General features: G+C 41.3%; 34 protein-coding genes and 1 riboswitch. Of the genes, 21 read left to right on the forward strand and 13 right to left on the reverse strand.

The features are described 5' to 3' along the window. Positions 1 to 320 precede the first annotated feature (320 nt). Positions 321 to 476, reverse strand: a complete 156-nt coding sequence (locus IM456_RS21755) for a DUF2256 domain-containing protein (protein ID WP_071825010.1) — start codon at positions 474 to 476, stop codon at positions 321 to 323. Positions 477 to 512: 36 nt separating this feature from the next. On the opposite strand from IM456_RS21755, the gene IM456_RS21760 reads away from it, so the two are divergent. Then, positions 513 to 1,313, forward strand: coding sequence for an RNA methyltransferase (locus tag IM456_RS21760; protein ID WP_287693597.1), 801 nt, complete (start codon positions 513 to 515; stop codon positions 1,311 to 1,313). 27 nt (positions 1,314 to 1,340) lie between these two features. Then, positions 1,341 to 2,522 carry a serine hydrolase gene (locus IM456_RS21765; protein ID WP_287693599.1) on the forward strand — a complete coding sequence of 394 codons (1,182 nt, stop codon included), beginning with the start codon at positions 1,341 to 1,343 and terminating at the stop codon, positions 2,520 to 2,522. Between the two features lie 3 nt (positions 2,523 to 2,525). On the opposite strand, the gene IM456_RS21770 is transcribed toward IM456_RS21765, so the two are convergent. Beyond that, positions 2,526 to 2,792 carry a glutaredoxin family protein gene (locus tag IM456_RS21770; protein ID WP_002750529.1) on the reverse strand — a complete coding sequence of 89 codons (267 nt, stop codon included), beginning with the start codon at positions 2,790 to 2,792 and terminating at the stop codon, positions 2,526 to 2,528. Positions 2,793 to 2,800: 8 nt separating this feature from the next. Here IM456_RS21770 and IM456_RS21775 point away from each other — a divergent pair, with 8 nt between their 5' ends. The 8 genes from IM456_RS21775 to IM456_RS21810 all read left to right on the forward strand — a co-directional run bounded on the left by IM456_RS21775 (position 2,801) and on the right by IM456_RS21810 (position 10,794). Next, positions 2,801 to 3,040: a hypothetical protein gene (locus IM456_RS21775; RefSeq protein WP_002750530.1), complete on the forward strand. Its 240-nt coding sequence runs from the start codon at positions 2,801 to 2,803 to the stop codon at positions 3,038 to 3,040. A 159-nt stretch (positions 3,041 to 3,199) separates the two neighbouring features. After that, positions 3,200 to 3,925 carry a Uma2 family endonuclease gene (locus IM456_RS21780; RefSeq protein WP_004162223.1) on the forward strand — a complete coding sequence of 242 codons (726 nt, stop codon included), beginning with the start codon at positions 3,200 to 3,202 and terminating at the stop codon, positions 3,923 to 3,925. 178 nt (positions 3,926 to 4,103) lie between these two features. Next, positions 4,104 to 5,168, forward strand: coding sequence for a ParA family protein (locus tag IM456_RS21785; protein ID WP_149985302.1), 1,065 nt, complete (start codon positions 4,104 to 4,106; stop codon positions 5,166 to 5,168). Beyond that, positions 5,152 to 5,913 carry a HEPN domain-containing protein gene (locus IM456_RS21790; RefSeq protein ID WP_287693603.1) on the forward strand — a complete coding sequence of 254 codons (762 nt, stop codon included), beginning with the start codon at positions 5,152 to 5,154 and terminating at the stop codon, positions 5,911 to 5,913. Before IM456_RS21785 ends, IM456_RS21790 begins: the two co-directional genes overlap by 17 nt. Before the next feature lie 146 nt (positions 5,914 to 6,059). Then, positions 6,060 to 7,778 carry an ABC1 kinase family protein gene (locus IM456_RS21795; RefSeq protein ID WP_149985303.1) on the forward strand — a complete coding sequence of 573 codons (1,719 nt, stop codon included), beginning with the start codon at positions 6,060 to 6,062 and terminating at the stop codon, positions 7,776 to 7,778. 36 nt (positions 7,779 to 7,814) lie between these two features. Then, positions 7,815 to 8,192 carry a hypothetical protein gene (locus IM456_RS21800; RefSeq protein WP_002734118.1) on the forward strand — a complete coding sequence of 126 codons (378 nt, stop codon included), beginning with the start codon at positions 7,815 to 7,817 and terminating at the stop codon, positions 8,190 to 8,192. A gap of 129 nt (positions 8,193 to 8,321) precedes the next feature. Then, positions 8,322 to 9,659 carry an anthranilate synthase component I gene (locus IM456_RS21805; RefSeq protein ID WP_287693605.1) on the forward strand — a complete coding sequence of 446 codons (1,338 nt, stop codon included), beginning with the start codon at positions 8,322 to 8,324 and terminating at the stop codon, positions 9,657 to 9,659. A 169-nt stretch (positions 9,660 to 9,828) separates the two neighbouring features. Further along, positions 9,829 to 10,794, forward strand: coding sequence for a permease (locus IM456_RS21810; RefSeq protein WP_149985305.1), 966 nt, complete (start codon positions 9,829 to 9,831; stop codon positions 10,792 to 10,794). Positions 10,795 to 10,912: 118 nt separating this feature from the next. On the opposite strand, the gene IM456_RS21815 is transcribed toward IM456_RS21810, so the two are convergent. The 6 genes from IM456_RS21815 to IM456_RS21840 all read right to left on the reverse strand — a co-directional run bounded on the left by IM456_RS21815 (position 10,913) and on the right by IM456_RS21840 (position 13,407). Next, positions 10,913 to 11,044, reverse strand: coding sequence for a tetratricopeptide repeat protein (locus tag IM456_RS21815; RefSeq protein ID WP_253880963.1), 132 nt, complete (start codon positions 11,042 to 11,044; stop codon positions 10,913 to 10,915). Between the two features lie 42 nt (positions 11,045 to 11,086). Next, positions 11,087 to 11,500, reverse strand: coding sequence for a type II toxin-antitoxin system VapC family toxin (locus IM456_RS21820; RefSeq protein WP_287693609.1), 414 nt, complete (start codon positions 11,498 to 11,500; stop codon positions 11,087 to 11,089). Further along, positions 11,497 to 11,718: a hypothetical protein gene (locus IM456_RS21825; protein WP_149985306.1), complete on the reverse strand. Its 222-nt coding sequence runs from the start codon at positions 11,716 to 11,718 to the stop codon at positions 11,497 to 11,499. Before IM456_RS21825 ends, IM456_RS21820 begins: the two co-directional genes overlap by 4 nt. Positions 11,719 to 11,849: 131 nt before the next feature. Then, positions 11,850 to 12,104: a type II toxin-antitoxin system RelE family toxin gene (locus tag IM456_RS21830; protein WP_287693611.1), complete on the reverse strand. Its 255-nt coding sequence runs from the start codon at positions 12,102 to 12,104 to the stop codon at positions 11,850 to 11,852. Further along, positions 12,101 to 12,310, reverse strand: coding sequence for a DUF2281 domain-containing protein (locus IM456_RS21835; protein ID WP_287693629.1), 210 nt, complete (start codon positions 12,308 to 12,310; stop codon positions 12,101 to 12,103). The genes IM456_RS21830 and IM456_RS21835 overlap by 4 nt, the downstream gene beginning before the upstream one ends. A gap of 497 nt (positions 12,311 to 12,807) precedes the next feature. After that, positions 12,808 to 13,407, reverse strand: a complete 600-nt coding sequence (locus tag IM456_RS21840; protein ID WP_287693613.1) for a PEP-CTERM sorting domain-containing protein — start codon at positions 13,405 to 13,407, stop codon at positions 12,808 to 12,810. Between the two features lie 457 nt (positions 13,408 to 13,864). Beyond that, positions 13,865 to 13,999: riboswitch (guanidine-I (ykkC/yxkD leader) on the forward strand. 68 nt (positions 14,000 to 14,067) lie between these two features. Here IM456_RS21840 and IM456_RS21845 point away from each other — a divergent pair. The 10 genes from IM456_RS21845 (at position 14,068) to IM456_RS21890 (ending at position 22,797) form a co-directional block, all read left to right on the forward strand. Beyond that, entirely contained in the window at positions 14,068 to 15,246 is a 1,179-nt protein-coding gene (locus tag IM456_RS21845; protein WP_002798305.1) for an agmatinase family protein, read from the forward strand. Between the two features lie 6 nt (positions 15,247 to 15,252). Further along, positions 15,253 to 15,609 (forward strand): hydrogenase maturation nickel metallochaperone HypA, encoded by a 357-nt coding sequence (gene hypA / locus IM456_RS21850; protein ID WP_002798306.1) that lies wholly within the window; start codon positions 15,253 to 15,255, stop codon positions 15,607 to 15,609. Between the two features lie 58 nt (positions 15,610 to 15,667). Continuing rightward, on the forward strand, positions 15,668 to 16,357 hold the full coding sequence (gene hypB, locus IM456_RS21855) for a hydrogenase nickel incorporation protein HypB (protein WP_149985308.1): 690 nt from the start codon (positions 15,668 to 15,670) through the stop codon (positions 16,355 to 16,357). 63 nt (positions 16,358 to 16,420) lie between these two features. Next, positions 16,421 to 17,461, forward strand: coding sequence for an ABC transporter substrate-binding protein (locus tag IM456_RS21860; RefSeq protein WP_287693616.1), 1,041 nt, complete (start codon positions 16,421 to 16,423; stop codon positions 17,459 to 17,461). 86 nt (positions 17,462 to 17,547) lie between these two features. Further along, on the forward strand, positions 17,548 to 18,363 hold the full coding sequence (locus tag IM456_RS21865; protein ID WP_149985310.1) for an ABC transporter permease: 816 nt from the start codon (positions 17,548 to 17,550) through the stop codon (positions 18,361 to 18,363). 70 nt (positions 18,364 to 18,433) lie between these two features. Continuing rightward, positions 18,434 to 19,192 (forward strand): ABC transporter ATP-binding protein, encoded by a 759-nt coding sequence (locus tag IM456_RS21870; RefSeq protein WP_149985311.1) that lies wholly within the window; start codon positions 18,434 to 18,436, stop codon positions 19,190 to 19,192. 271 nt (positions 19,193 to 19,463) lie between these two features. Then, positions 19,464 to 20,426 (forward strand): orange carotenoid-binding protein, encoded by a 963-nt coding sequence (locus IM456_RS21875; protein ID WP_002760936.1) that lies wholly within the window; start codon positions 19,464 to 19,466, stop codon positions 20,424 to 20,426. A gap of 229 nt (positions 20,427 to 20,655) precedes the next feature. Further along, positions 20,656 to 20,982 (forward strand): fluorescence recovery protein, encoded by a 327-nt coding sequence (frp, locus tag IM456_RS21880; RefSeq protein ID WP_002746320.1) that lies wholly within the window; start codon positions 20,656 to 20,658, stop codon positions 20,980 to 20,982. Between the two features lie 167 nt (positions 20,983 to 21,149). After that, positions 21,150 to 21,665 carry an alpha/beta hydrolase gene (locus IM456_RS21885; RefSeq protein WP_012265171.1) on the forward strand — a complete coding sequence of 172 codons (516 nt, stop codon included), beginning with the start codon at positions 21,150 to 21,152 and terminating at the stop codon, positions 21,663 to 21,665. A gap of 217 nt (positions 21,666 to 21,882) precedes the next feature. Continuing rightward, positions 21,883 to 22,797, forward strand: a complete 915-nt coding sequence (locus IM456_RS21890) for a DNA adenine methylase (protein WP_147069426.1) — start codon at positions 21,883 to 21,885, stop codon at positions 22,795 to 22,797. A gap of 73 nt (positions 22,798 to 22,870) precedes the next feature. Here IM456_RS21890 and IM456_RS21895 read toward each other — a convergent pair whose 3' ends face one another. From IM456_RS21895 to IM456_RS21905, 3 genes are all read right to left on the reverse strand, one after another. After that, positions 22,871 to 23,155: a type II toxin-antitoxin system RelE/ParE family toxin gene (locus IM456_RS21895; RefSeq protein WP_002798316.1), complete on the reverse strand. Its 285-nt coding sequence runs from the start codon at positions 23,153 to 23,155 to the stop codon at positions 22,871 to 22,873. Continuing rightward, positions 23,148 to 23,366: a hypothetical protein gene (locus IM456_RS21900; protein ID WP_002798317.1), complete on the reverse strand. Its 219-nt coding sequence runs from the start codon at positions 23,364 to 23,366 to the stop codon at positions 23,148 to 23,150. Before IM456_RS21900 ends, IM456_RS21895 begins: the two co-directional genes overlap by 8 nt. A 102-nt stretch (positions 23,367 to 23,468) precedes the next feature. Further along, positions 23,469 to 23,591 (reverse strand): type II toxin-antitoxin system HicB family antitoxin, encoded by a 123-nt coding sequence (locus IM456_RS21905; RefSeq protein WP_002798318.1) that lies wholly within the window; start codon positions 23,589 to 23,591, stop codon positions 23,469 to 23,471. 223 nt (positions 23,592 to 23,814) lie between these two features. Between IM456_RS21905 and IM456_RS21910 the strand changes: the two genes are divergently transcribed. Then, positions 23,815 to 24,498, forward strand: coding sequence for a DALR anticodon-binding domain-containing protein (locus IM456_RS21910; protein ID WP_287693620.1), 684 nt, complete (start codon positions 23,815 to 23,817; stop codon positions 24,496 to 24,498). A 129-nt stretch (positions 24,499 to 24,627) separates the two neighbouring features. On the opposite strand, the gene IM456_RS21915 is transcribed toward IM456_RS21910, so the two are convergent. Both IM456_RS21915 and IM456_RS21920 read right to left on the reverse strand, forming a co-directional pair. After that, the gene (locus tag IM456_RS21915) at positions 24,628 to 25,458 is read right to left on the reverse strand and encodes a hypothetical protein (RefSeq protein WP_002798321.1); all 831 of its coding nucleotides are present in this window, start codon (positions 25,456 to 25,458) and stop codon (positions 24,628 to 24,630) included. A gap of 165 nt (positions 25,459 to 25,623) precedes the next feature. Beyond that, positions 25,624 to 25,791 (reverse strand): hypothetical protein, encoded by a 168-nt coding sequence (locus IM456_RS21920; RefSeq protein ID WP_172970460.1) that lies wholly within the window; start codon positions 25,789 to 25,791, stop codon positions 25,624 to 25,626. Between the last annotated feature and the right edge of the window lie 27 nt (positions 25,792 to 25,818).

Consider the following 25,818-nt stretch of genomic DNA (forward strand, 5'->3'; position numbering starts at 1 on the left):
AATCAAAAATCGTTGTTAGGGTTAGGAGTCAGTAGCCAGTAGTCAGTAGTCAGGAGAATTAAAAATGAGCATTAATCAATTAAATGGTCTATTTACAGATTTTATGCCATTTAATCCTTATTTTTGCCGTTTTTGAACCATAAAAAATTAATTATGCAAGAGGTTTAATTAATTATCCATCTAAACCGTCAGCCGTCAGTCGAACGCTTTTTCACCGGATCAGTAAACAGTGAACTAAAAACTCAAATCTGACCTTGATAAGCTGTCTCCCGTCTCCTGTCTCCTCACCTAAGGGAAGATTTTTGCTGTTTGCAGGAGATCTACTGATTCACCGAGGACTTGCGACGACGACAGCGTTCTGAACAGTATTTGACCTCATGCCAACAGTTTTGCCACTTTTTGCGCCAAGTAAAGGATAAACCGCAAACGGGACAAATTTTACTGGGAAGATCGGACTTCGATATCTGACGTGCCATGATTAAAATTAAAAAGTCAAAAACTGCGCCTTATCTATGAGTGTAGATGAAAATAATCCGAGTTCCCCACTCGATCGCCTGAGAATTATTTTAGTTGAACCTGCAGGAGCCTTAAATGTGGGTTCCACTGCCAGAATTATGCGAAATATGGGCTTAAGTCGCTTAATTATCGTCAATCCCGCCTGTGATATCCTTGCAGAAGAAGCGCGACGCATGGCAGTACACGGGATTGAAGTCCTAGAAAACTGTTCACAGGTAGCCACCCTGGGGGAAGCTTTGCAGGGTTGTCATCGCATCATTGCCACCACCTCGAAACCCCGTCACCTGAATACTCCCCTCGAAACACCCCGGACCGCCTTACCCTGGTTACTCACCCCTAACCTAGAATCGGCCCTAATTTTCGGGCCAGAAGACCGGGGTTTAAGTAACAGCGAACTGAACCACGCCCAGCGTTTTGTCGGTATTCCCGCTAATCCTCAATATTCCTCCCTTAATCTGGCCCAAGCGGTGGCGGTTTGCTCCTACGAACTGTACCAAATGGCGACGGAAAATAGGCTCGAACCCCGGTTAGAAACGCCCCCTAATGCCACTTTTGAGGCTCTAGAAGGCTATTATCAGCACTTAGAGAGATTTTTGCTCAAAATTGGCTATCTTTACCCCCACACCGCCGCCGCTAGGATGGAGAAATTCCGGCAATTTTATCATCGGGCCCGGCCCACGGTGGAGGAATTAGCCCTGCTGCGGGGTATTATCGGTCATATTGAAAGTATCGGGCAACTTTTTCTCGGTCTTGATAGTCTCAAGGGCAAGAAAAAAAATTCTCCTAGCGACCGATAATAAATCTGGATACCCTTGAGGAAAACCGTGACTCGTCAAGTAACTCGTCGTCCTAGTAAAGTTCAATCTGGCCCTGAGTCCCCTAGGTCCATGGACTCAAACAATCAAAAAAGGTCTTTACCGCTTAAAAAGGCAAAAAAACAGCGTAAACCCAACCTAATCGCTTCTTTTCTCCTTCAGGTTCTTCGCTTCTCTATCCTTGGTGTCGGTTTAGGTGCGATCGCTGGTACGGTTTTAACGGTGGTGGATCCAAGCAAATTACCCCTACACCCAAAACCCACCGCTACTAATTCCCCGACTCCCCAACCCGTCACCCCAAAACCGACCACGTTAGTTTTCAACGAAAATATCAGCAGCCTCAATCAGAAATTACAGGCTTTAGCGGTCAAATATCCGAAATTACAGGCGGGAGCATTATTTATTGACCTTGATAACGGTGCTTACGCTAATTTTCGCGGAGATACTATTTTTGCTGCCGCTAGTACGATTAAAATCCCGATTCTGGTGGCCTTTTTTGAGGATGTGGACGCGGGGAAAATTCGTCTCGATGAAACCCTTGTGGCCACTAAGGATGTCCTGGCCAGTGGGTCTGGGGATATGCAGTATCTAGGATTGAATAAAACCTATACTGCCCTAGAAACCGCCACTAAAATGAACGTAATTAGCGATAATACCGCTACTAATATGTTAATTAAGCGGATGGGCGGCAAAAAGGCTCTTAATCAGCGTTTTCAAGCTTGGGGTTTGACCAGTACGGTAATTAATAACCCTTTACCAGACTTGGAAGGAACTAATACCACAAGTCCGAGAGATTTGGTGACAATCTTAGGAAAAGTTAATCAAGGGGAATTACTTAGTTTACGTTCCCGAGATCGTCTATTGAATATTATGCAGGAAACGCGCACTCGCACCCTGCTGCCCCAAGGTATCGAGAAATCCGCCGATATTGCCCATAAAACCGGTGATATTGGCTCGATGTTAGCGGATGCGGGGATTATTGATATGCCCAACGGGAAACGCTATCTAGGAGCAGTGATGGTCAAACGTCCCCATAATGATAGTAACGCTAGGACTCTGATTCAACAAATATCGCGCACGGCCTACCAACACTTTAAATGGTATCAAACTCAACCCGCAGCCAAACCGCAACCAGTCGCCCAGTCTTCTCCCTCTCCTAGTCCAGTCCTTAGTCCTAGTCTGGGTAATTAGCCCCTAGGTTAAATTATTGGCTAAAAGACGGGCTAATTGTTCGGCATTTGCCCGGGGGGAAAGACGAGGGAGGATTTTTTCCCCCGTGGCCAGTTTTTGACAGAGAACGGGGATTTCGTACTGATAAGCGTTAAACCAATCCTCTCGACTGGTAATGTCCCTAATTTCTAACTGCCACTCCGGTTGACGGATTTTTTCTAGTTTTTCTAGCAACCCTTCGCAAAGATGACAGTCCGGTTTACTGTATAAAATTAGTTCTATGGTAGTCATAAATATTTATGTTCATTACCTCTACGATTAGTCTCTCATCAACAATTCTACAAACTCCCACACCCACACCGACTTTAAATAATAATTTAGTTAATTCAGGTTCTCAAAATCTAGTCTATATCGGTGTGTTTCTTCTGGCAATTACCCTAGTCATGGTTATTGGTATTATCAATCAAAAAATTGAATACGCTCTCATTTTTGCCGCCACTCTCACTGTTATTTTAGTTGCTTTTTTCTGGTTTTTATAAGTCCTTCAACCAAGGGGATTGAGGTCATGATATTCTGACTTCCCCAACCGACTCCTAACACCCTATATACAAGCAAAACGATCGGACTTATAATATAATTGTATTGATTGTGGCTTGTTGCTAGAATCACCCCAAATTGACTCAATGGGTTTATAAACGATGACAACCCTAGATATTGCTACCGATATTGTCTGTCCTCCCACCGATTTATGGAGTGATGAACCACCCTTGGAAAGTGATCTGCATTTACAACAAATTATTTTATTATTATCTTGTCTTGATTGGCTCTGGCAAGATAGAAACGATTACTATGCCTCGGGTAATTTGACTATTTATTATAACGAAAGACAACTAAAACAGCGAGATTTTTGTGGACCAGATTTCTTCGTGGTTTTAGATACAGAGAAACGTCCCAGAAAAAGTTGGGTCGTCTGGGGAGAAGGGGGTAAATATCCCAATCTAATCATCGAAATTCTCTCCGATTCCACCGCTAATGTGGACAGAAAAGCCAAAAAGGAACTATATCAGCATACTTTCCGTACTCCTGAATATTTTTGGTTTGATCCCAATACCTTAGAATGGCAAGGATTCACTTTAATCGAGGGACAATATCAACCGATTACCCCCAATGAAAACGGTTATTTATGGAGTAAGCAACTGGGATTATATTTAGGGATTTTTGCCAATAAATTGCGCTATTTCACCGAATCAGGTGAATTGGTTCCCACCCCTCAAGAGTCGGCCCGACAGGAAAGATTAGCCAAAGAACGGGAAAGATTAGCCAAAGAACAGGAAAGATTAGCCAAAGAAAGAGAACAACAACGGGCGGAAAAATTAGCCCAAAAGCTGCGAGAATTGGGCATTAATCCCGATGAAATTGCTTAAATATCCAGTGGGGGGGTTAGGGTGGAAACCATGGCGCAATTTTTCCTTAATTGCTAGGCATTAAAACGAGTAATCCGAAACTCTGATTCTAGCCTAGAAATCATGGCAAAATCTGCTTAACCCCCACTGATGTTATAATAATGACCAAGGGCAACAATCTTCAAATATAATTAATGCCATGGTGCAAAAAATAGCTTTTTTTAATCATAAAGGTGGAGTCAGCAAAACTACAACCACTTTTAACCTTGGTTGGATGCTTGCTGAGAAGGGCAAAAGAGTAATTATTGTCGATACCGATCCCCAATGTAACTTAACTGGTATGGCTTTGGCTAAAGAAAGTGAAGATAGGGAGGAAAGACTACAAGCCATCTACAATACTTACTCTAATATTAAAACAGCTTTAGCACCTGCTTTTGAGTCTCAACCGAGATTAATCGAAGCTGTGAACTGTATTCCTATTGATGGTCGTGATCGTTTATTTCTATTGCCCGGTCATGTGGGGTTAGCTGAATATGAAGTTACCCTAGGTATTGCTCAAGAACTTAGTGGGTCAATTCAGGCTTTAAAAAATCTCCCCGGTGCGATTACATATTTATTAGACAAAACTGCCGAAAGATTTCAAGCTGACTATATTTTAATCGATATGAGTCCCAGTTTGGGGTCAATAAATCAAAATATACTGATGACCAGTAACTTTTTTATTGTGCCAACCACGCCGGATTTTTTCTCGGTTATGGCTATCGATTCTTTAGCTAAAATCTTGCCTAAGTGGCACCAATGGGCTAAGGCAGCTAGTGCTTTACCAATTCTCAAAACAGCCAACTATCCCTTTCCCGAAGTTGACCTACATTTTTTGGGAACTATTGTTCAGAAATATCGAATCATAGGTGGACAAGAAACAAAAGCTTTTCAAAACTGGATTAACACAATCGAGGAAAATATCGGCAATAAAATGATTCCAGCTTTAGAAAGAACTGGCATGATGCTACCGAAATTTATCTACGATCAGAATGGTGTACCAGCTTGCTGTACTCTAGTAAAAATACCTGATTTTAATAGTCTTATTGCCTTATCTCAAGAGCATCAAACGCCCGTTTTTGCGCTAACTGCTGAACAATTAGGATGGCAAGGTACAGTGTTAGAGCAAGCCCAAGAAAAACAACAAAAATTTAAAGATATTTTTTCTGACTTAGCAGACAAAGTTATCGGTCTTACCTCCGAGATTTATGCAGTTAGCAATTGAACAATTTCGCCTTAGTATTACCCGCGTTCGTGACTTGATCGCTATCCACAATTCCCTCAAATCTCAGACTACTCCCGCCCTAGATGCCTCGGATATCCTCAGAGCGGCTTTAGTCCTGACTGTGAGCGCTTTAGATTATTATATTCACGAAGTGGTTACTCTAGGAATGCTAGAAATTTATCGAGGCCAACGTTCAGAACCTTCTCCCACTCCTAACAGTTCTCAATCTGCCTTTTCTCGTTTTAAAGTCTCCTTGAATGGCGCACGACAAGAACGATTGATAGCTATTAGTATTGGCTCTTGGTTAGAGAACGAAATTCAACAAAACTACGGTTCTTTTTTTGGTCAAGAATCTCGCTCAATTTCCGAGGTACTACCAATGATTGAAAATCTTCTCACCAACAAACTTAATAGTAATCATTGGCTAGAAGCTGAAATTAGAGAAAAACTCAGCTATGAAAGCTATCAACAACCGAACAAGATAGCGGATGCCATTAGACTAATTTCAGCCAAGGAATTGTGGAAAGAAGTGGCCAGCAAACTAAATAAACCAGCTAAAGATATTAAAAACCAACTTAGCGCAATTGTTGAGCGAAGGAACAAAATCGCCCATGAAGCTGATATAGACCCGAGTTATGGCATTGGCAGTCGCTGGAATATCGATGAAAATATGGTTAATGATGCCGTTAACTTTATAGAACAGCTTGTTGAAAATATCCATCAGGTACTTGAGGACATCCACTAGCCGAGAATTTCCCCAGCAGTCTAGTTATAAATACTTATAATTTCTCAGGGAATTATAACAATTATTAAATAATGTGTAGTTTTGTATACTGATGTCAAGAACTTAGCTACAATATGAAGTGGCGTAAGATATATAGAGATTAGCTAGTGAGTCGGCATCAAGACAGTCAAACTGACCGGAAACGAGAAGAAACACAGTTCACTCCTTACAGTGCAGCAGCGATCGCTCAAGAATACCGTTACAAACCTTGGCAATTGTTCGGTCGCGCTTTCGTGATTATTTGGTCTTTAGGATTATTTCTCCTCAGTCTCCTCTGGGACAAATGGACAAAGCAAGAAGAAGCCAATAAATACCAGCGTGCCAGCGAACTTAGGCAAATTCTCACCCGTTTGGGTCCCACCTTCATCAAAGTCGGTCAAGCTCTCTCTACCCGTCCCGACCTCGTTCGCAGAGACTTTTTAGACGAATTAGTTAAACTGCAAGACCAACTTCCCCCCTTCGATAACGACATTGCTTTTGCCATTATCGAGACAGAATTGGGGATGCCTGTAGAAAAAGCCTATCGAGAAATATCCCCCACCCCGGTAGCTGCCGCTAGTTTAGGACAGGTTTATAAAGCGATACTCCCCACTGGCGAGGAAGTAGCCGTTAAAGTGCAACGGCCCGGGCTGCGGGCGCTTTTAAGCCTCGATTTATACCTAATGCGCTGGGCCGCCCAAAAATTCGGTCGTTTATTACCCCTCAATCTCGGCCACGACCTCACCCTGATTGTCGATGAATTCGGCACCAAACTCTTTGAGGAAATCGACTATCAAAACGAAGGTCGCAACGCTGAAAAATTCGCCACCAACTTCCAAAATAACCCCGAAGTTAAAGTTCCCAGTATCTACTGGCGTTATAGTGGTCGCCGCGTCCTTACCCTAGAATGGATTGATGGCTATAAACTCACCGATACCGAGAACATCAAAGCTTTAGGATTAGACCCCAATAATATCGTTAAAATCGGCGTCACCTCCGGATTACAGCAACTCCTCGAACACGGCTTTTTTCACGCTGATCCCCATCCGGGTAATCTTTTCGCCACTTTTGATGGTCGCATGGCCTATATCGATTTTGGCATGATGGACCAGTTAGAGGAGGAAACTAAAGAAACCCTCGCTAGTTGCGTCGTCGATTTAATTAACAAAGACTACGAAAACCTGGCCAGCAACTTTGTCAAACTGGGATTTTTAACCCCAGAAACGGATATAAAACCTATTATTCCAGCGCTAGAACGAGTTTTAGGCAATGCCATCGGTCAAAGGGTCGGTGACTTCAATTTCCGCACCATTACCGATGATTTCTCCGAATTGATGTACGAGTATCCCTTCCGGATTCCCGCCAAATTCGCCCTGATTATTCGTTCCCTCGTCACCCAAGAAGGGGCAGCCCTCACCCTCGATCCTAACTTCAAAATCGTCCAAGTGGCCTATCCCTACGTTGCTAAACGTCTCCTGACCGGGGAATCACCCCAACTGCGGCGGCGTTTACTGGATGTGCTGTTCAAAGACGGTAAATTCCAGTGGCAACGCCTAGAAAACATGATTACAATGGCTCGCTCGGAAAGTAACTTCGATTTACTGCCCACCGCACAATTAGGCATCACTTTTCTTCTCTCGGAAGAAGGTCGTTATCTGCGTCGTCAATTGCTATTAGCTTTAACGGAAGATGACCGTCTCCATACTGCCGAAGTGCAACGTCTCTGGGGTTTAATTCAAGGAGAATTGCAACCGCGGCGACTCTTGGATGTGGCCATGAGCGCTTTTCGGGAATTATCGTCCCAAGGTGTGGCCGCTGTCCTTCCGCGAGAAACCAGTTCGCGTTAAAGTGTTTAAGGTCAACATCGGTTAATCACTTTTTCTATGGATTATTATTTTCTGCCCCAACCGCCCTATTTTCTAGTTTTTGCCGGTTTATTTATCGGTATTACCTGCGGGGCCGCTTTTGAAGCTAGTCTCAAGCAAGTGGTTAACAATTGGTATAAAAATAAGGGTTCAGACGATCAAAATCTTTTAAAATCTAGTTCCTTACAAATTCCTTTTATCGGTATTTGTGTAGGAATCTGTCTTTTCCTTGCCTCGGGATTAGATATATTTATTCTCAATGGTTGGGTTGCCTACGCTATCTCTCTCCCGATGACTATCTTTATCGGTGGTTTGGTTTGGAGTCAGTTAGGGGAATTATTAGGCCAATTACAGCGCGGCGGTTCTAAAGAAATTGACCTCGATTATCGGGGATAATTAGGAGGAAGCAAACATTTAGGACTAAGCGAATAGGTGTTAGCAGATAGGAAAAATCAACTACCCCACAACTAACACCAAACCCCTAGTTATACCCAATTTCACAGCTATTTTGGCCCGCAATTTTAGATGCAAAAACCTTTAGCATGGCATTGGCGATCGCTTCCTCTGCATCAGCGCACCGGTTCCGAGGTTTTTGCCTGCTTATTCTCCCAAGATGCGATCGCTACTTTACTAGAAAGTCCCTATCCGGGTAATTCCCTCTCCCGTTACTCTCTTTGTGCTGGTTCCCCGCGTCAGCTTTGGACCCCCGCACTAGGGGAAATTTTGCCCTTTTTAAGCAGTTTACTCCCCCAAACCCGATCTGATGTTCTTCCCGATCATCTTCCCTTCCATGGCGGTTGGTTGGGGTGGTTAGGCTACGATTTAGCTTGGGAAATAGAAAAATTACCCGACAGGAAAGCTGATACTCTCCCTTTTCCCGTCGCTTATTGGTATGAACCGGATAGTTTTGCCATTCTCGATCACCAAGCACAAATTCTCTGGTTAGCTGCCAGCAAACCCGAAGATTTAGATAAATACGAACAATCTTTAACCACTAACCCCGATTTTGAGTTTATCGATCCTCGTCCCTCTCCCTTAATCTTTTATACTTCTCAACTCGACTACGAAAAAGCTGTTAAAAAAGCCCTAGATCATATCAGAAAAGGTGATATTTTTCAAGCAAATTTATCCCTAAGATTTCAAAGCACAACTAGGGCAAAAGGATGGCAAATTTATCGCAGTTTACAACAGATTAACCCTTCTCCTTTTGCCAGTTATTGGCGCACTCCTTGGGGCGAAATGATTAGTTGTTCTCCCGAAAGATTGGTGAAATTAGAAAGAGGAATAGCCAGCACTAGACCGATCGCTGGAACTCGTCCCCGGGGTAAAACCGAGGCACTCGATCGACAATTGGCCGAGGAACTATTAACTAATAAAAAAGAACGCGCCGAGCATATTATGCTAGTGGATCTAGAACGTAATGATCTGGGTAGAGTTTGTGAATGGGGATCGGTTGATGTTGATGAATTACTGACGATCGAGCGTTATAGTCACGTTATGCACTTGGTCAGTAATGTTCAAGGAAAATTAGATAAAAAGTATCATGCTATTGATTTAATTAAAGCTCTTTTCCCGGGGGGAACAATTACCGGTTGCCCGAAAGTTCGCTGTCTAGAAATTATCGAAGAATTGGAACCAGTGCGACGCAATTTATTCTATGGTTCCTGTGGCTATATTGACCTACGGGGTCATTTAGATTTGAATATTCTCATCCGTACCCTATTAATGACTACTCAAGGGAATTTAAACACCGTTTGGGGACAGGTGGGAGCGGGAATAGTTGCCGATAGTGATCCCGAAAAAGAATGGTTAGAATCCCTTCATAAAGCTGAGGCACAATTAATCGCTTTACGTTCTTTTTAATTTTTGATTTCAACAAACTAACCTATTGTTGCATCTTGCATGAGTGCCTTTTGCATGAGTGCCTTTTGCATGAGTGCCTATCCTAACCAAGAAATTAATTTGGCACGACTACTTACTTTTTACCTTATCTGCTATTTTGTAGGATAGCTTCCGATCTTGAACCCTATTCATGAATCAAATTTCTATCGCTGTTACTTTTTTTCTTAGTTTAGTCTTGACCTCGCTTCCCTTTTTACTTTTCGGGACGGCCGTTTCCAGTTTTTTGCTGGTTTTCGTCAATAAACAGCGATTAGCGGCGATATTTCCCCGTAATCGACTGTTAGGAGCGATCGTTGGCAGTGCCATCGGATTAATCCTACCGGTCGGACAATACGGCACGATTCCCGTCGCTAGAAGATTCTTATTAGAGGGAGTACCCCCAGGGGTGGTGTTTAGCTTTCTCACCGCTGCACCTACCCTAAATATCGTCACTCTTTGGCTAACTTGGCAGACTTTCAGCTATTCTAGTATTTTCTTCTATCGATCGCTTTCGGTGTGGTTAATGGCAATTTTTATCGGCACTCTCTTTAGTTTCTACCGGGAAAAACCCCGCACCGATAGCGAAATTCCCCTAGAATCGAGTTTAGTTCTTTCCGGGAGTTTTTTACCGGAGGAAGCAGCCAGTCAACCCCTACAAAGAGTCGGCAATCTTGTTTATGAGTATAAAACTAGAGATAGGCAAGCTTGGCCAATTTCTCTGCAGCTATTTCTCGATAACTTTATCGATGAAGCACTGGAATTAGGGGGATTATTAATCATTGGCTGTGCGATCGCTAGTGTCTTTCAGCTATTATTACCTCAGAGTCAATTAATTGCCTGGGGGAATACTCCCGTTACTCAAATTCTCGTGCAGTTGTTCTTTGGTTTCACCCTCGCTGTTAATGCCAGTCTTAGCACTTTTGTCCCCGGTTCTTTAATTACTAATCTGTCCGTGGGTTCCACTCTAGCTTTTTTACTGGTCGCTTCCCTCATTGATATTAAAGCTTTTATCCTCCTCCTATCAGCTTTCCGTGCTAAAATCGTCCTTTATTGCGGAATTTTATGGCTGTTAATGACCTTTTTAGTGGCTCTGATCCTCAGTTTTTATCTAGGTTGAATTCCTTCCGGGTCAAAAAAATTTTCTCTTGACAAAAGCCCCTTGACATGATATTATATTCATAATGGGAAAGCCCTGCGCCTGCGAACCCTATTTTCCCAAGCATTTAAACTCTAACTCATCCTGATTCTGCTTGCCGGAGTTGCGACAACATAGTTTTATAGTTCTCCATAATTGTTTGGCTATCGGGATGATTGTCTCCTAATACTTGGGTAGCAATCTTAATCGCTTCTCGATAGAGAGGTTCCACTTCTGTGTACCTTGTACCTGCCTTGGCAATCGTACAATGGTGCTAGGTTGTTGAGAGATACCAATTTTCATAACTAAGATTGGGAATATTTTGAAAATGCTTAATGTTAGCTGTAATCAGAGTATAATTGCAATAAATAGCAGTCGCAGCAATAAACAAATCAATCTGGGTAATTAGTTGTCCTTTTATTCTAAGATTAACGTATATTTGAGTAGCTATATCACTAATTTCACGATCATAAGCAATTACTTCACTGACTTCTGCAAGACGTTCAAATTGTTGTTGTTGATTTCGTGCATCTTTATACAATAAGCCACTTTTAATCTCGTAATAGGTAAAGATTGAAAACGATATATAGGTATATTGTTGTCGATAGATGCGGAATTGTTCAATTACTGCGGGATTACCTCGTAAAAAATAAGAGAGGATATTGGTATCAAGTAATGCTTGTTTCATAAGTCATTTATCTGTCTTAAATCGAGTTGACGATTAGCTTCTGCTTCTTCGACAATCTCTTGCATAGTATTTTCTATATCTGCTGCCATACCAGCAAATTCCATAAAGTCAACGTCTGGATGTTTTGTTTTTATAGATTGGACAAAATGCAGGATTTCTGGTAGCAAAGAAATGGGAGTTGTTTCAATTTCTTTAATAAGTTCTTCTTTGAGTGTCATAGCTTGATCAGTTATCAGTTATTAATTCAATTATAGTCCATCAAATGATTATACCATAAGGGCGTTGGGTTTCATGCTTCAACCCAACCTACGTTCATCTTATATTTAATTACACCCACCTACTGAGAGGTTCAATAAGCATCTTTTCGATGAATACTACTCAATATGATAATAAGCATTTCTTTATCTTGAATTTTGTAAATGATGCGATAATCCCCTATTCTAATTCGGTAGGTGTCATCATATCCTTTGAGTTTCTTGACTCCGCTAGGACGAGGTGTATCGGTAAGTAGTCTAATGGCAGTAATTAAGCGTTCGCGTTGTTGTTTGGGTAAGTTGTTTAGTTGTTTTTGAACGGGTTTCGGAATAATAACTCTGTAGTTCACGCTTGAGTTGCCTCATATTCTTCGAGGGTTAGATAGTCTCCTGCTTGATAAGCTGATTCAGAAGCGATTATGTTAGCCTGCTCTTCTTCTGTAATTTCTATTGCAGTATGTCGTTCTTTGATAAAGAGCAAAAAGTCAAGTAATTGAGTCAAAAGGGTGTCAGGTGTCTGCTCGATTTCTTTAATTAGTTGTTCTTTGAGTGTCATAGCTTTATCAGTCATCAGTAATCAGTTATCAGTGATTAATTCAATCATAGTCGAAGATTGGTGGTGCGTTACGACGGATTGTTGGCTTTAAGTCAAAGCATAAATTTTTGCCGTCTAACGCACCCTACGTTTTACTTATCACTAGGTAATAGGTGTAGGGCTAATTCATGAATTAGCCCTACAATAGGCTACGTTTTTCTGGATGTTGTCAAAATTTCTCTTGACAAAAGCCCCTTGACATGATATTATATTCATAATGGAAAATCCTTGCGCCTACAAGCCCTATTTTCCCAAGCATTTAAACTCTAACTCATCTTAATTCTGCTTGCCGGAGTTATGGTGATAAGAAAGGGCGTAGGCTGCATCTCGTATTTGTGATCTTCTCTCACATATTGGTGAGCAGCAGAAGTTATTAGGGGCGAATGCAATCCGCCACTACAATAATATTATCGCGCCAATGGTAGGGTCGAGATGCTTGCGCCCAAAATTTAACCCGTTTAGTTGTCCTGTTTATTTGACTTGTTAGATTTAGCTAGGTTGTGCTTCAAGAAAGCACCAAATCCTAATACACCTAAGCCGAAAATTGTGCTAGGTTCGGGAACGGATACAGATTGGGAGACGGTAAGGTTTAATTCCCCTGTATTATCGGCGAAGATATCGTCGTTAATTCCTAATTGAAGTTGAGTTGCACCCACTGGAATGGAAACTGTACGTCCTAACCCAATAGCAAAAGGTGTACCGATGATGGCTCCAGTTGCATCAGCAAACGTACCTACTAGCTGATTTAGGTAAGTATCCCAATCAGCCGTCATATATTTGCTGGGAAACCCTAATCCGCTACTCCCCCCAAAGCCATTTGTGATGTATGTAAATGGAGAGCCGAAATAACCTTTTGCATCCACTTGAGGAGGAACTCCAAAAGCACTGGTCTCCCCGTTGAGATAATTAATTGTCAGAGCATTTCCAGCGGCAAAATCTAACCCAGAACTGCTATTGATTGTACTTGGAGCTATGTTATCGTTCACTCCATATTGATAAGCTGTATTCAGAGTCGTATTATTCCAGAGCCAAGGAGCAGCTTTGCTGTTAACGGTCACTGGAATTGTAATAGTTGCCGCTTGTACTCCACTGGCGATGGAGAGACTGATAAGTATTATCCCCCCCCCCAACGGAGTTTTTGATTAGTTTTGCTAATGTCACAAATAAACGCCTCCTAAAAAATATTGTTGAGCTTGCAATTACGCCATAACTTACCAAAAATGACCGGCGTTGTCAAGTTTATTTATGGCGCGTCAGAGCAGACTTGACAACGCTTTAAGAGCAAGGCTTTCGTTGTGTCGCAATTCATTCTTCATATTCTGATCTGACAACGCCAAAATTTAGGCACTTTTTCCCTGAAAATTAGGTAGTTGACCACCTGAAAACTGGTAAAACCCTACAGCCCACACCCTGCCCCCACCAACAAAATTATTCAGCAAACCATATTTAAGCGGGAAAAATCAGCTTTCTGTAGTCTGTGATACTGTTTTTGGGATTGACATCGTCTAAGGTCAAAGAAATTGCTTCTAGGGTTCCGATTTAAACTTCTTTAAATGTCAGGTCCGAGAGGAGCAAGCTAGTCTTAAACGAGCGGATCAAAAATTTTTTCCATCTAAGCTGGCTACACGGCGGGATAAAAGCCCGGGAGACTTTAAGGATAACTGTTTTGAGGCAGTGTCTTTGAAGACTCCCGGGTTATTGTATTTTGAGGTAAAATGATGTCCGAGGAATCTACTTTTCAACCCCCTCATGTAACTGAAGCTCAACAGGCCCTAGAAAAAGAACGCCATTTGCCCCTAACCGGTTGGCAACAGGAAGTTTCTCAGGGGTTAACCTACGGTTTAGAGGCGGCCGATAGTATTCGCGATCGCAGTATTCCCACCTTTTCCAGGGGTGAGTTACCCCACTATGCGGGAATTAACACCTTTATGAAGGCCCCCTATTTGGAAGATGTGCGGAATGTGGGCAATTATGATGTGGCCATCGTCGGTGTTCCCCATGATTCGGGGACAACTTACCGACCCGGAACTCGTTTTGGACCCCAGGGAATTCGGCGGATTTCGGCCCTTTATACGCCCTACAATTTTGAATTAGGAGTAGATCTGCGCGAACAAATTACGCTCTGTGATTTGGGGGATATTTTCACCATTCCTGCTAATAATGAAAAGTCCTTCGATCAAATCTCTAAGGGGGTTGCCCATGTCTTTAGTTCCGGCGCCTTGCCGATTATTTTAGGGGGTGATCATTCCATTGGTTTTCCGACGGTGCGGGGTATTTGTCGGCATTTAGGGGATAAAAAAGTCGGTATTATTCACTTTGATCGCCATGTGGATACCCAGGAAACGGATTTAGATGAACGGATGCACACTTGCCCCTGGTTTCATGCCACCAATATGAAAAATGCTCCTGCTAAAAATCTCGTCCAATTAGGGATTGGTGGTTGGCAAGTTCCCCGTCAAGGTGTTAAAGTTTGCCGCGAGCGGGCCACTAATATTTTGACCGTCACCGACATTGTGGAACGAGGCATTGATGCGGCCGCCGAATTTGCCTTAGAACGAGCTTTAGATGGTACGGATTGCGTTTGGATTAGTTTTGATATTGATTGCATTGATGCTGGTTTTGTCCCCGGCACGGGTTGGCCAGAACCTGGCGGTTTATTACCCCGTGAAGCCTTAGCTTTATTAGGTAAAATTATCCAAAAAGCTCCCATTTGTGGTATGGAAGTGGTGGAAGTTTCCCCTCCCTACGATATTAGTGATATGACCTCTTTGATGGCTACCCGTGTTATTTGTGATGCCATGGCCCATCTGGTTATTTCAGGTCAATTACCCCGTAAAGAAAAGCCCTATTATATTCATCCTGAAGCCAATCTGGCCGTTGACGAACCCTGGCAGTAATTTCCTATGCACGAAACTGATATGACCAAGGCGTTAATTATGACAGTTCGAGATTGGTATGATAGCCAACCTGAAAAGCTCAAAATTGAAAAAATTCATCTCATGGTTGGTGAATTTACCTGTGTTGAACCGGTCAGTTTACAATTTGCCTTTGAAGTTCAAACTGCCAATACTTTTCTTGCCGGCGTGGAATTAGCTATTAAAAATATTCCCCTAATTGCTTATTGTCATTGCTGCCAAAAAGATTATCAACCCCAAATTGGCCAGCAATATTCCTGCCCAACTTGTCGATCACCGATGGAGGATATTCGTTCAGGTCGAGAGTTAAAAATTGACCACATTGAATATTCTTTAGTTTCTTAAACAAAGTTGGGCGATCGCTTCTACAAGTTCGATGATCAATTATTCATTCTCAACTAAAATGCACCAAACTTTTGACGCGGCCCTAGAAATTAATCTACTTCATGCCAATCAAGCAGGAGCCGATCACAACCGGGAACATTTTGACGAGTGGGGCATTACCTGTTTAAACCTGATGAGTAGTCCCGGTGCGGGTAAAACTGTATTATTGGAAAAAACCCTCGCAGCCTTAAAAGATCAATTAAAAATGGCTGTTATTGAAGGCGATATGACTACAGAACTAGATGCAGAGCGCCTGAGACAATATGGAGTTCCCGTGATTGCCATTAATACGGGTCGCTCCTGTCACTTAGATTCCAAAATGGTAGCTGGAGGAATTCATCGTTTCAAAGAAGATTATAACCCCAAAGAGTTTGATTTATTGTTGGTGGAAAATGTGGGAAATTTAGTTTGTCCCGCCGAATTTGAGGTAGGGGAACACGCTAAAGTTGCTCTATTAAGTATTACTGAAGGAGAAGATAAACCCCTCAAATATCCAATTATGTTTCAAGAAGCGGATTGTCTGATTATTACCAAATTAGATCTGGCTCCTTATTTAGAGATTGATTTAAAACGTTTAGAGGCAAATGTTCGCTCTATGAATCCCGATGTAAAGATTATCGCTCTTTCTGCTCAAACAGGAGAAGGTTTAGAAGAGTGGTTAAATTGGCTAAAAAGCCAAGTCAATAGGACTAGGTTCTTGAATTGTTAATCAGTAACAGTTTTTGAGATTTATTTCTGTTTTACTAGCTGTCATCTCTAAAGGCTATTACCTATGAAACGGCGCAATTTTTTCTCCTTACTTCTCGTTTTTTTTAGTAGCTTACTCCTGACCGTTAGTTGCAATCAAGCTCCTCAGCAAACCCCCAATGCAAGTAGTTCTCTGAGTAATACTGCCCCCATTGTCATCGGTTATAGTAACTGGGCCGGTTGGTGGCCCTGGGCGATCGCTGAAGAAGAGGGATTATTTGCTAAAAATGGGGCTAATGTTCAAATGAAATGGTTTGATGGTTATCTTGAATCCTTACAAGCTTTGGCCGCCGGACAATTAGATGGAAATAGTCAAACTCTCAACGATACAATCGCTTTTGCGGGAGATGCAGTGAATGGTCAAGTTGCTGTTTTAGTCAATGATAATTCGTCAGGAAATGATAAAATTATTGTCACAGAAGAGATTAAAACTATTCAAGATTTAAAAGGCAAAAAAGTTGCTGTCGAAGAAGGCGTTGTCGGTGACTTTCTCCTCAGTTTAGCCCTAGAAAAAGAAGGAATGAGCCGTAAAGATGTGCAAATTGTCCCCATGGAAACAGGGGCTGCTGCTGCCGCTTTTGCATCGGGAAAAGTAGATGCAGTTGGTGCTTTTCCACCTTTTTGGTCAACAGCCCTTAAACGAAAAGGTTCTAAAGAATTAATTAGTTCTCAAGCTTTTCCCGGTGCTATTCCTGATTTGTTAGTTGTCAGTGCCAAATTGGTAAAAGAAAAACCAGAACAGGTTCAGGCTCTAGTAAAAACCTGGTTTGAGGTTCGAGAGTTTATGACTAAAAATCCCCAAAAAGCCGATGAGATTATGGCCAAGCGTGCCGGCATTAGCACAGAAGAATTGGCCTTATATAAAGAGGGAACGAAGTTTTTCACCTTAGAAGAAAACCTAGAAGCCTTTAGTCCTGGTAAAACCATGAAAAATATGCCCTTTGCCGCTCAAAAAATGGCTGATTTTATGATGGAAGTTGGCTTTATTAAAAAAGTCCCCGATCTAACAACCATTCTAGATGCCCAATTTGTCAAGGCGTTGGCAAATCAAGACAAAAAACCCTAATTAGTCCCTCGATCATTGACTACAAGAATTGTTTGATAACTGGGTGATATTGGCTATCAAAATTATTCTTTTCTTTGGCAAATCCCATGACCACAACACATAAAACGCTTCCTCAAAGCACTTTTTGGCGGATTACCGAGGATATTCCCGAATCCCTCAAATGGACTTTAATGGTTTCCTCTATTATTGTCCCGCTGATTTTCTGGTTACTAATCTCTAGTTTTGCGGGCATTGAATCCGTATTTTTGCCTTCTCCTTTAGCCGTTATTCAGGCCTTAGGAAAATTGGCAGAACAGGGCTTTTTAATTCAAGATACTATTACCAGTTTTTTACGAGTAGTTGGAGGCTTTTTTTTAGGAGGATTGTTTGCTATTCCCCTAGGGATTTTAATGGGAACTTTTCCGAGTATTCGTAGTTTAATGGAACCGATCATTGGCGTTGTACGTTATATGCCCGCTCCTGCTTTTATTCCCCTATTGGTTATTTATTTGGGTATTGGAGAAACGTCAAAAATTATGCTGATTTTTATCGGGACAATTTTCTTTAATACCCTGATGATTATGGATGCGGTCAAGTTTATTCCCCGTGAATTGATCGAAGTAACTTATACCCTTGGAGGAACTCGAAAACAGGTTTTATTTAAAGTGATTACTCCCTATATTATTCCTAATGTTATCGATACTTTTCGTGTTAATATGGCGGCCGCCTGGAATTTGGTAGTGGTAGCGGAATTGGTGGCGGCTGATAATGGATTAGGCAAACGGATTTTATTGTCCCAGAAATTTCTGAGAACCGATGAAATTTTTGCCTGTTTAATTGTCCTGGGAATTATTGGCTTTGCCCTAGATTTAAGTTTTCGTTTGTTTTTGCAGTGGACTTGTAAATGGTCAATTACTCGTTAACTTAAAAACTCAATAACAGAGTTTATTCTGTCACCAGTAAAGTTATTTTAATGATAAGAGAAGAACCTTCATGCACTTAGAAATTACTCAACTCAATAAAATTTTCACCACTAAACGAGGTGCTGTGGTCGCTCTGAAAGATATTAATTTACACGTTGAAAGTGCTGAATTTGTCTGTGCGGTCGGGGCCTCTGGTTCGGGAAAATCAACTTTGTTGCGAATGATTGCGGGTTTAGAGCTGCCCACTTCTGGCAAAATTACCGTTGATGGTGTTGAAGTGACAGGGCCAGGAGCCGATCGCGGCATGGTTTTTCAAAATTATACACTCTATCCCTGGATGACGATCCAAAAAAATGTTGAATTTGGCTTAAAACTACAGGGATTATCGACAAAAGAATGCTGGGAAGTGGCCTGTTATTATCTGGATATTGTCGGTTTAACTCAATTCGCTAATGCTTATCCTAGAGAACTATCGGGTGGGATGAAACAACGGGTAGCGATCGCCCGCTCTCTTGCCTGTCATCCCAAAGTCTTATTAATGGACGAACCCTTTGCCGCTTTAGATGTACAAACCAAAGAAAGAATGCACGAATATTTAATTGAAATTTGGCAAAAAATTAGGTGTAGTATTTTAATGATTACCCATGATGTGGATGAAGCGGTTTTTTTGGCTCAACGTATTTATGTTTTGAGTGCTAGGCCGGGGACTATACAACGGGAATTAACAATTAATTTACCCCTAGATCGTAATTATAAAATTAAACGACAAGCTCAGTTTTATGACTATACGGATGAAATTTACGGCCTGCTACGGGGTGAGAAATACTAGAAAAAACTAGGGAGCATCAAGAGTATTCCCGGGTTGAAAACGAGTTAGAGCAGCAAAAATCATCCTCAAACAGCGATCGCTCGCTGCTGCCGCCAACCCTAAATAAGTGATGGAACAGTTGTTCAACCATTAAGATTTGGTGATAATCCCGGGCAAGTGTGATCTAAAGTACAGCTTTTTTTGGGAAAGTTTCTCCATCGGTGCTGCCTTGGGGCGCAAATATGATAGAATGAGAGTAAATTGATACAAAACTTTACTTCAAGGTGAATCTATGCCGTTTACGATCGAATCAGCGCGGAGCATTTTCCCCAACACGCTATCAGCGGATGTGGTTCCTGCCACGATTGCGCGTTTCAATCAGCTGAATACCGAAGATCAACTAGCCTTGATTTGGTTTGCCTATCTAGAAATGGGCAAAACCATCACCGTTGCCGCCCCCGGCGCTGCTAGTATGGTGTTTGCCGAAAAAACCATGAATGAAATTCGGCAGATGTCACCCCTGCAACAGTCGCAGGTGATGTGCGACTTAGCGAACCATGCTGACACCCCGATTTGTCGTACCTACGGCACTTGGTCTGCTAATATCAAGCTGGGATTCTGGTATCAATTAGGACAATGGATGGAAGATGGCAGTGTTGCCCCAATTCCCAAGGGTTATGAACTATCTGCTAATGCTACCGCCGTTTTAGACGGGATTAAAAAATTAGAGTCTGGACAACAAATCACCGTTCTGCGGAATTGTGTGGTCGATATGGGCTATGATCCCAAGAAACTGGGCGATTATAACCGTATTTCCGAACCCGTGGTTCCTCCCCAAAATATTGCCGAACGGACCAAAGTTAGCATTGAAGGCGTTACCAATGCCACCGTCCTCAACTATATGGACAACCTCAACGCCAATGACTTTGATGTATTAATTGAATTATTCACCCCTGACGGCGCTCTGCAACCACCTTTCCAACGTCCCATCGTCGGTAAAGAGGCAGTATATCGCTTTTTCCGCGAAGAATGCCAAAATTTGAAATTAATCCCCGAATGCGGCGTAGTGGAACCCGCCGATGACGGTTTTACTCAGATTAAAGTGACGGGAAAAGTACAAACCCCCTGGTTTGGTGCGGGTGTGGGTATGAATATGGCATGGCGCTTCCTCCTAACTCCTGATAATAAAATTTTCTTCGTAGCGATCGATTTATTAGCTTCTCCGAAAGAATTATTAAACTTTGCCCGTGGCTAAATAGCTACTGAGAGAAATCATTAAAAATTCTGATGAAACTTATTAGAGTTCCTTGTCAAGTGAACTCTTTTTTTTCTACAATTAAAAGGCTGACTTAAAAAATTGGGAAATACACCGGTTTCTTCTCTGATCTAGGTAAGAATAACTAAACAATCATTCTTAACAGATGTCGGCGAAAAGAGTCATGGTAGTTCAAAAACCCAAAATTATCATCCCTAAAACTAAAATCATGCCTATGAGTGAAATAATTTGGTCAGATACCGAACAAGAAATTGCTCAAACTGCTTTCCAAAAAGCCTATCAGCGAGAAACTAGCACTTTAATAGAACATATTAAAGAACAGTCTGGTCAGATCACGGTTTTAGATGATATCTGGCAAATGCACGATTATCTAAGCGCCCGACGACATCAGATTGATGGTAAATATGACTATCGCTATACTTCCCTAATTTTTGTCTTTGCTCAACTGTTAAAGGAAGGATGGTTAAAGCTAGAGGATCTCAACGGTTTGGAAAAAGATAAACTAGCAAAAATCGCTGCCCTCTCGCGAATGTAAATTAATGATTGGCATTAAGCTATCAGCTTTCTGCTTCTAGTTGGGTGACTAAAAAATTCATCTCTAGATAATCAACCCCGTCTTAAGTTTTTCCTAAGCGGCAACCAATCCCGCTAGAATGAGTCAATCATCCCGACCGCTTCTCGCTTGTTTTGCACTTTTGGTTTATGTTCAAAAATCTTTTACTTCCCCTAGGAATATCTATCTTTCTCGGTGTTTGTCAGTCTTTGTCAGCCGCCGAATCAGCTATCATCAAATACTACATCTTCCAAGGGTCTGTATCGGTATCAGAATTAAAGCAATTGAGCGAAACAGGCGAATTAGCTCCCGCTTTAGCGGCACAATTAAAGATGGCTAACCAAAAACCCGAAGAATTCCGTAAAATCCTTAATCGTCGGGTAGCGGTGGATGCCGTCTTTCTTTCCAAATTTCTTAATAGTTTTTTTGGCGAAAGTTTGCTAGATTATGCCGCCGAAATTGTCCACACCCCCAATCGGGCTGCTAGTCGGCAAGCTTTACGGGGTTCCTTAGTCACTTCTGCCCTCAACGATAACGAGATTCAAATCATCGAAGTCCTCGACAATTATCCCACCAGCGAGGTTCATGTGGATGGCAATCGTCTGCTGGATTTAATCAACCAAATTGAATCAGTATTGAAAAAAATGCCCCGTTTACCTTTCTGATATCTAATAGATAAGTAGGTAGGTGTTAAAAATTGTCCGATACCCCCCTTATTAAGGGGGCAGGGGGGATCAAAGCCAAAATCTATCTTCAATTTAATTATAATCAGTTACTTATATTGGATATTCAGATGCGTTAGCCCAGCGTAACGCATTCTCTGCTCAGGTTTTCGTGAATTGCGCTGTAAATTGAATAAATTAGGATAATCTGGTAGGAATAATGACCACTTCTTTGTCTCAAAGGAAAACAGTTAGCGGCAAACCTTTTTTAAAGTGGGCGGGAGGCAAAACTCAACTGGTTCCCAATATTCTATCTTTGATTAATTCCCAGATTTCTCAAGATTGTCAGTTTAACTACATTGAACCTTTTGTCGGAGGTGGGGCAGTTTTATTCTCAGTCTTAAATAATTTTTCTTCTGTACAAAAAGTCATTATTAATGACATCAATCCTGATTTAATCAGGGCTTATAATGTTATTAAAAATAATGTCAAAGAATTAATAGTCAAGCTTAAAAAAATTCAGCAGGATTTTTATGAACTTAAAAATCTAGAGGAACAACAAAAGTTTTTTTTGGATAAAAGAATAGAATTTAATTCTCGCAGCTGCGATGACGATCTAGAAAAAACAGTTTTGTTATTATTTCTCAATAAAACTTGTTTTAATGGACTTTATAGAGTCAATAGCAAAGGACTCTTTAATGTCCCTTTTGGAAAATATGTCAAACCATTGATCTGCAATGAAGAAAACTTATTAGCTGTCAACCATCATTTACAAAAAGTAACGATCCTACAAGGAGATTTTGTCCAAACCCTAAATTATGCCAATAACAAGACTTTATTTTATTTTGATCCTCCCTATAAACCGATTAAAAAAACATCAGCTTTTACCTCTTATACTAAAGAAGATTTTAACGATGAGGAGCAAATAAGATTAAAACAATTTATCGATCGAGTCGATCGGGCAGGTTATAAATTTATTTTAAGTAATTCCGACGTTAAAAACTTTGACTCTGACAATAATTTTTTTGATGATTTATATAAAGATTATAATATTCAAAGGGTAAAAGCCAGACGAAATATTAATTCCCAGGGCAATAATAGGGGAGAAATCTGGGAATTACTGATCAATAATTGACAAAAATCAAGTCTAACAGAAAAGACGACATGAATAAAAATATTTCTTCAAGAGATCGAGGGTGGCAAGACTATTAATATACTTGATCATGAGTTCCAATATCGATTAAATTGATTTCTTCTTGCAAGGTTTCTTGATTTTGCTCAAAGCAAAAGACAATACGACAATCATATTCAACCGAACAAGCCCAGGCTCCTGATAATTTCCCTTTAAGTTTATGAGTGCGTAATATAGGATTATAGGGATCCTCAGCAAGTAATCTTAATTTAGCCTCAATTTTGCTTTTTAAATCGGGTCGGCTTTTAATGATTATCTTAAAAGCTCGTTTAAAGGATGAGCTTAGAATTAATTTAGTCATTGTTTAATTCTGCGATAATATCATCAATGTTTCCCCGAAAGACTTTCCCTTGTTGGTAGTCTTGACGCGCTTGATGGATATTCTTGGCGATTTCTTCTCGTCTTTTTTCAATTTGTCTATGTCGAATAATACTGATTAAATCATCTTGTTCATCACAGGAAAGATTGTCAATCATTTCTAAAATTTGATGAAATTGAATAGTTTGTGACATTGTGGCTTTTCCTTTTTCAAATTAAAGAATAAATTTATTATCAGTACCTAAGTAAAATTAATTACACAGAGCTAACTACCTCTTGCATGAGTGCCTATTTTTTTAGCTTTCCTTGGCTTCTTCAATGGTTTCTCCTTGACCATTTGCACCTGGGATTTCAGGACAAATCGCCCAGTATCCCCCTTCTGTTGCCGCTTCAATGATAGCAGTAAACTCCCCTTTCATGATAGTCTCCTTCGATAATATATTAGATATAGCACCCATGCAAAAGTGAAGTGCAACCCCCTGGATTGACAGAGGTAAGCCCCTAGAGATAGTCTGAAGTTTCTGACAAGAGAAAGACTATCCGATCGCCTATATCCATCTTAAGCTAAAAATTTGCTTTGACCATAGTATCCATCTCACCAATGGCAATTAATTTGGCACGACTACGTTTACCCTTCTGAGTATGAATTTTATCTGCAATCATCCCTCGATCGAGCATTGTTTAAAACAACAATTAATTAATATTTTTCCAGAAAACAACCATAAATTAACTTTCTATCGTTGCCCAAAAACTGATAGTGTCCTCTATCGTTCACCTCTGTTTTATTATTTTACGCCCGCTCAATGTCAAACCATATTTAACCATTTAATCGTCCTTTTTCCGCAAATTCAGCTTAAAGAAGGATGGCTAGAATTATTATTAGATCAGCAATTTTTGTCCTTTTGGTTACTGAAACTAAACGATTTAATCGATCAATTTTTCTCGGATGAGCTTCCTCTCCATCCCAGAGGAGAATTTTTCTTTTTATTTCAATACACTCACGCTCGCTATTCTAGTTTGTTACAACTGCTCAATAGGGAAAAAATTAGATTAATCGAGTCTGAACTATTATCGTGGCATCATCCCGCCGAAATAGCTTTAATCCTGCAAATTTTAACCGTTTGTGATTGTTGGGAACGCCAGAAACCCTATCCCCTAACCGCAAATTTTTGCGAGGCAATGCTCAATTTTGAGCGTAACTGTCGCATTATCGGAGAATCAGCCTCAATTCAGCGATCGAGATTAATCCTGATTAGCGTCAGTCAAAAACTACTTAACCGTCTTCTCCGTCAAAAATGGCAACTGCTGCCAATGACGGAACTATAAAAATATTAACTTTTACGAATTTAGTGGACAAAACCATCAGCTTATGATAGATTTTAATTAGTGTGAGGAGCGAACCAGAATAGAGAGCCGAGACGAAACATGGACAGTCGCCGGCTCTCTTTCTGTTGTTTAGGAATTATTTTCTTCTTGGCGATATTTAATAAAAGTGGGCAAATCAACCCGAAAAGAGGAATATTTCGGGGAAGGGGAGATGATAGGTGCGGGCCAATCCCTATCTTTCTTATTTAAGGATTCTACTGGCTCAATTGTCTCTAATTCCGCTAAAAACTCATCGATGGGAGCCACTTCATCCCTTTCTTGATTCTCTGTCTGAGACCAAGGCTCGATTGCGGCTGCCTTGGCGACAATGGCTAAATCCGGGGGAGAATTGCGATCGCTACCGCGCTGGAAATACTGGGCCAAGGCCGCTTTATACTGGAGGGTGTAGCGTTGCTGACGTTGAAGACGGGTGCGTAATTCCTGCAATTGCTGGTCATAGTTGCACAGTTTTTGGCTTTTTTCCTGATAACTTTCCTGAATTAAGGCACATTCTCGCTCTAAACGGGCTAATTGTTGACGCGTGCGGGTCAATTCTGCGGTCAAATTGGCAATAATCATCGGTTGCCGTTGTTCTGCTTGACGATACTGTTCGATTTCTCCTAAAGCTCGCTGTAATTGTTGCTTTTCGTATTGCAGTTCCTCGTTTTGCTGCTGGATTAGGGTATCGCAACTTTGCCAGCGACGATGTTGCTCGGCTAACTGCGATCGCAGTTCCCCGAGAGCTTGCTCCCGTCGCCAGATCTCCGCTTGTAATTCTTGATTTTGTTGACGTAAATGAGAGGATAGAGCTGCCCAATCTGTCTCATCTGTTGATTGACTCTCATGCTCGACAATTTCAGCAGTAATGACAGTATCCGCATGGGTGAGATGATCGAGGTACAGGTCGGAATTATCGTTCATAAAAGCCAAAGGATGAGGAAACCTAGAAGTTTAGAGACGTTAAAAGCCTTCTATCGTTCCCCAAAAAAAATGGGAACCGCATTGTTAGAGACTGCCGCGCGGTTCCACTGCCGATCCTTAAGAGGAGAACACTATAAATAACTATAAGCTTATTAGGAATTTTTGTCAATACTTAATGAGAACTTTTTTCAATAAGTTGGAGGGTAGAGGGGAATCGACTAATTCGTAGATAGCTGTAGTGCGGGTGTCTGGCCCTAGGGCCAGGGAAGAATTAGCCACAGCAAAATTGATACCAGCATCGGTCGAGCGGGTTAGCGGCTCGATGTGCTTCAATAATTCTATAGTTTTTATTTTCCTTGT

Origin of the sequence: Microcystis sp. M079S1, from assembly GCF_020246425.1 — a bacterium.
Lineage (GTDB): Bacteria > Cyanobacteriota > Cyanobacteriia > Cyanobacteriales > Microcystaceae > Microcystis > Microcystis aeruginosa.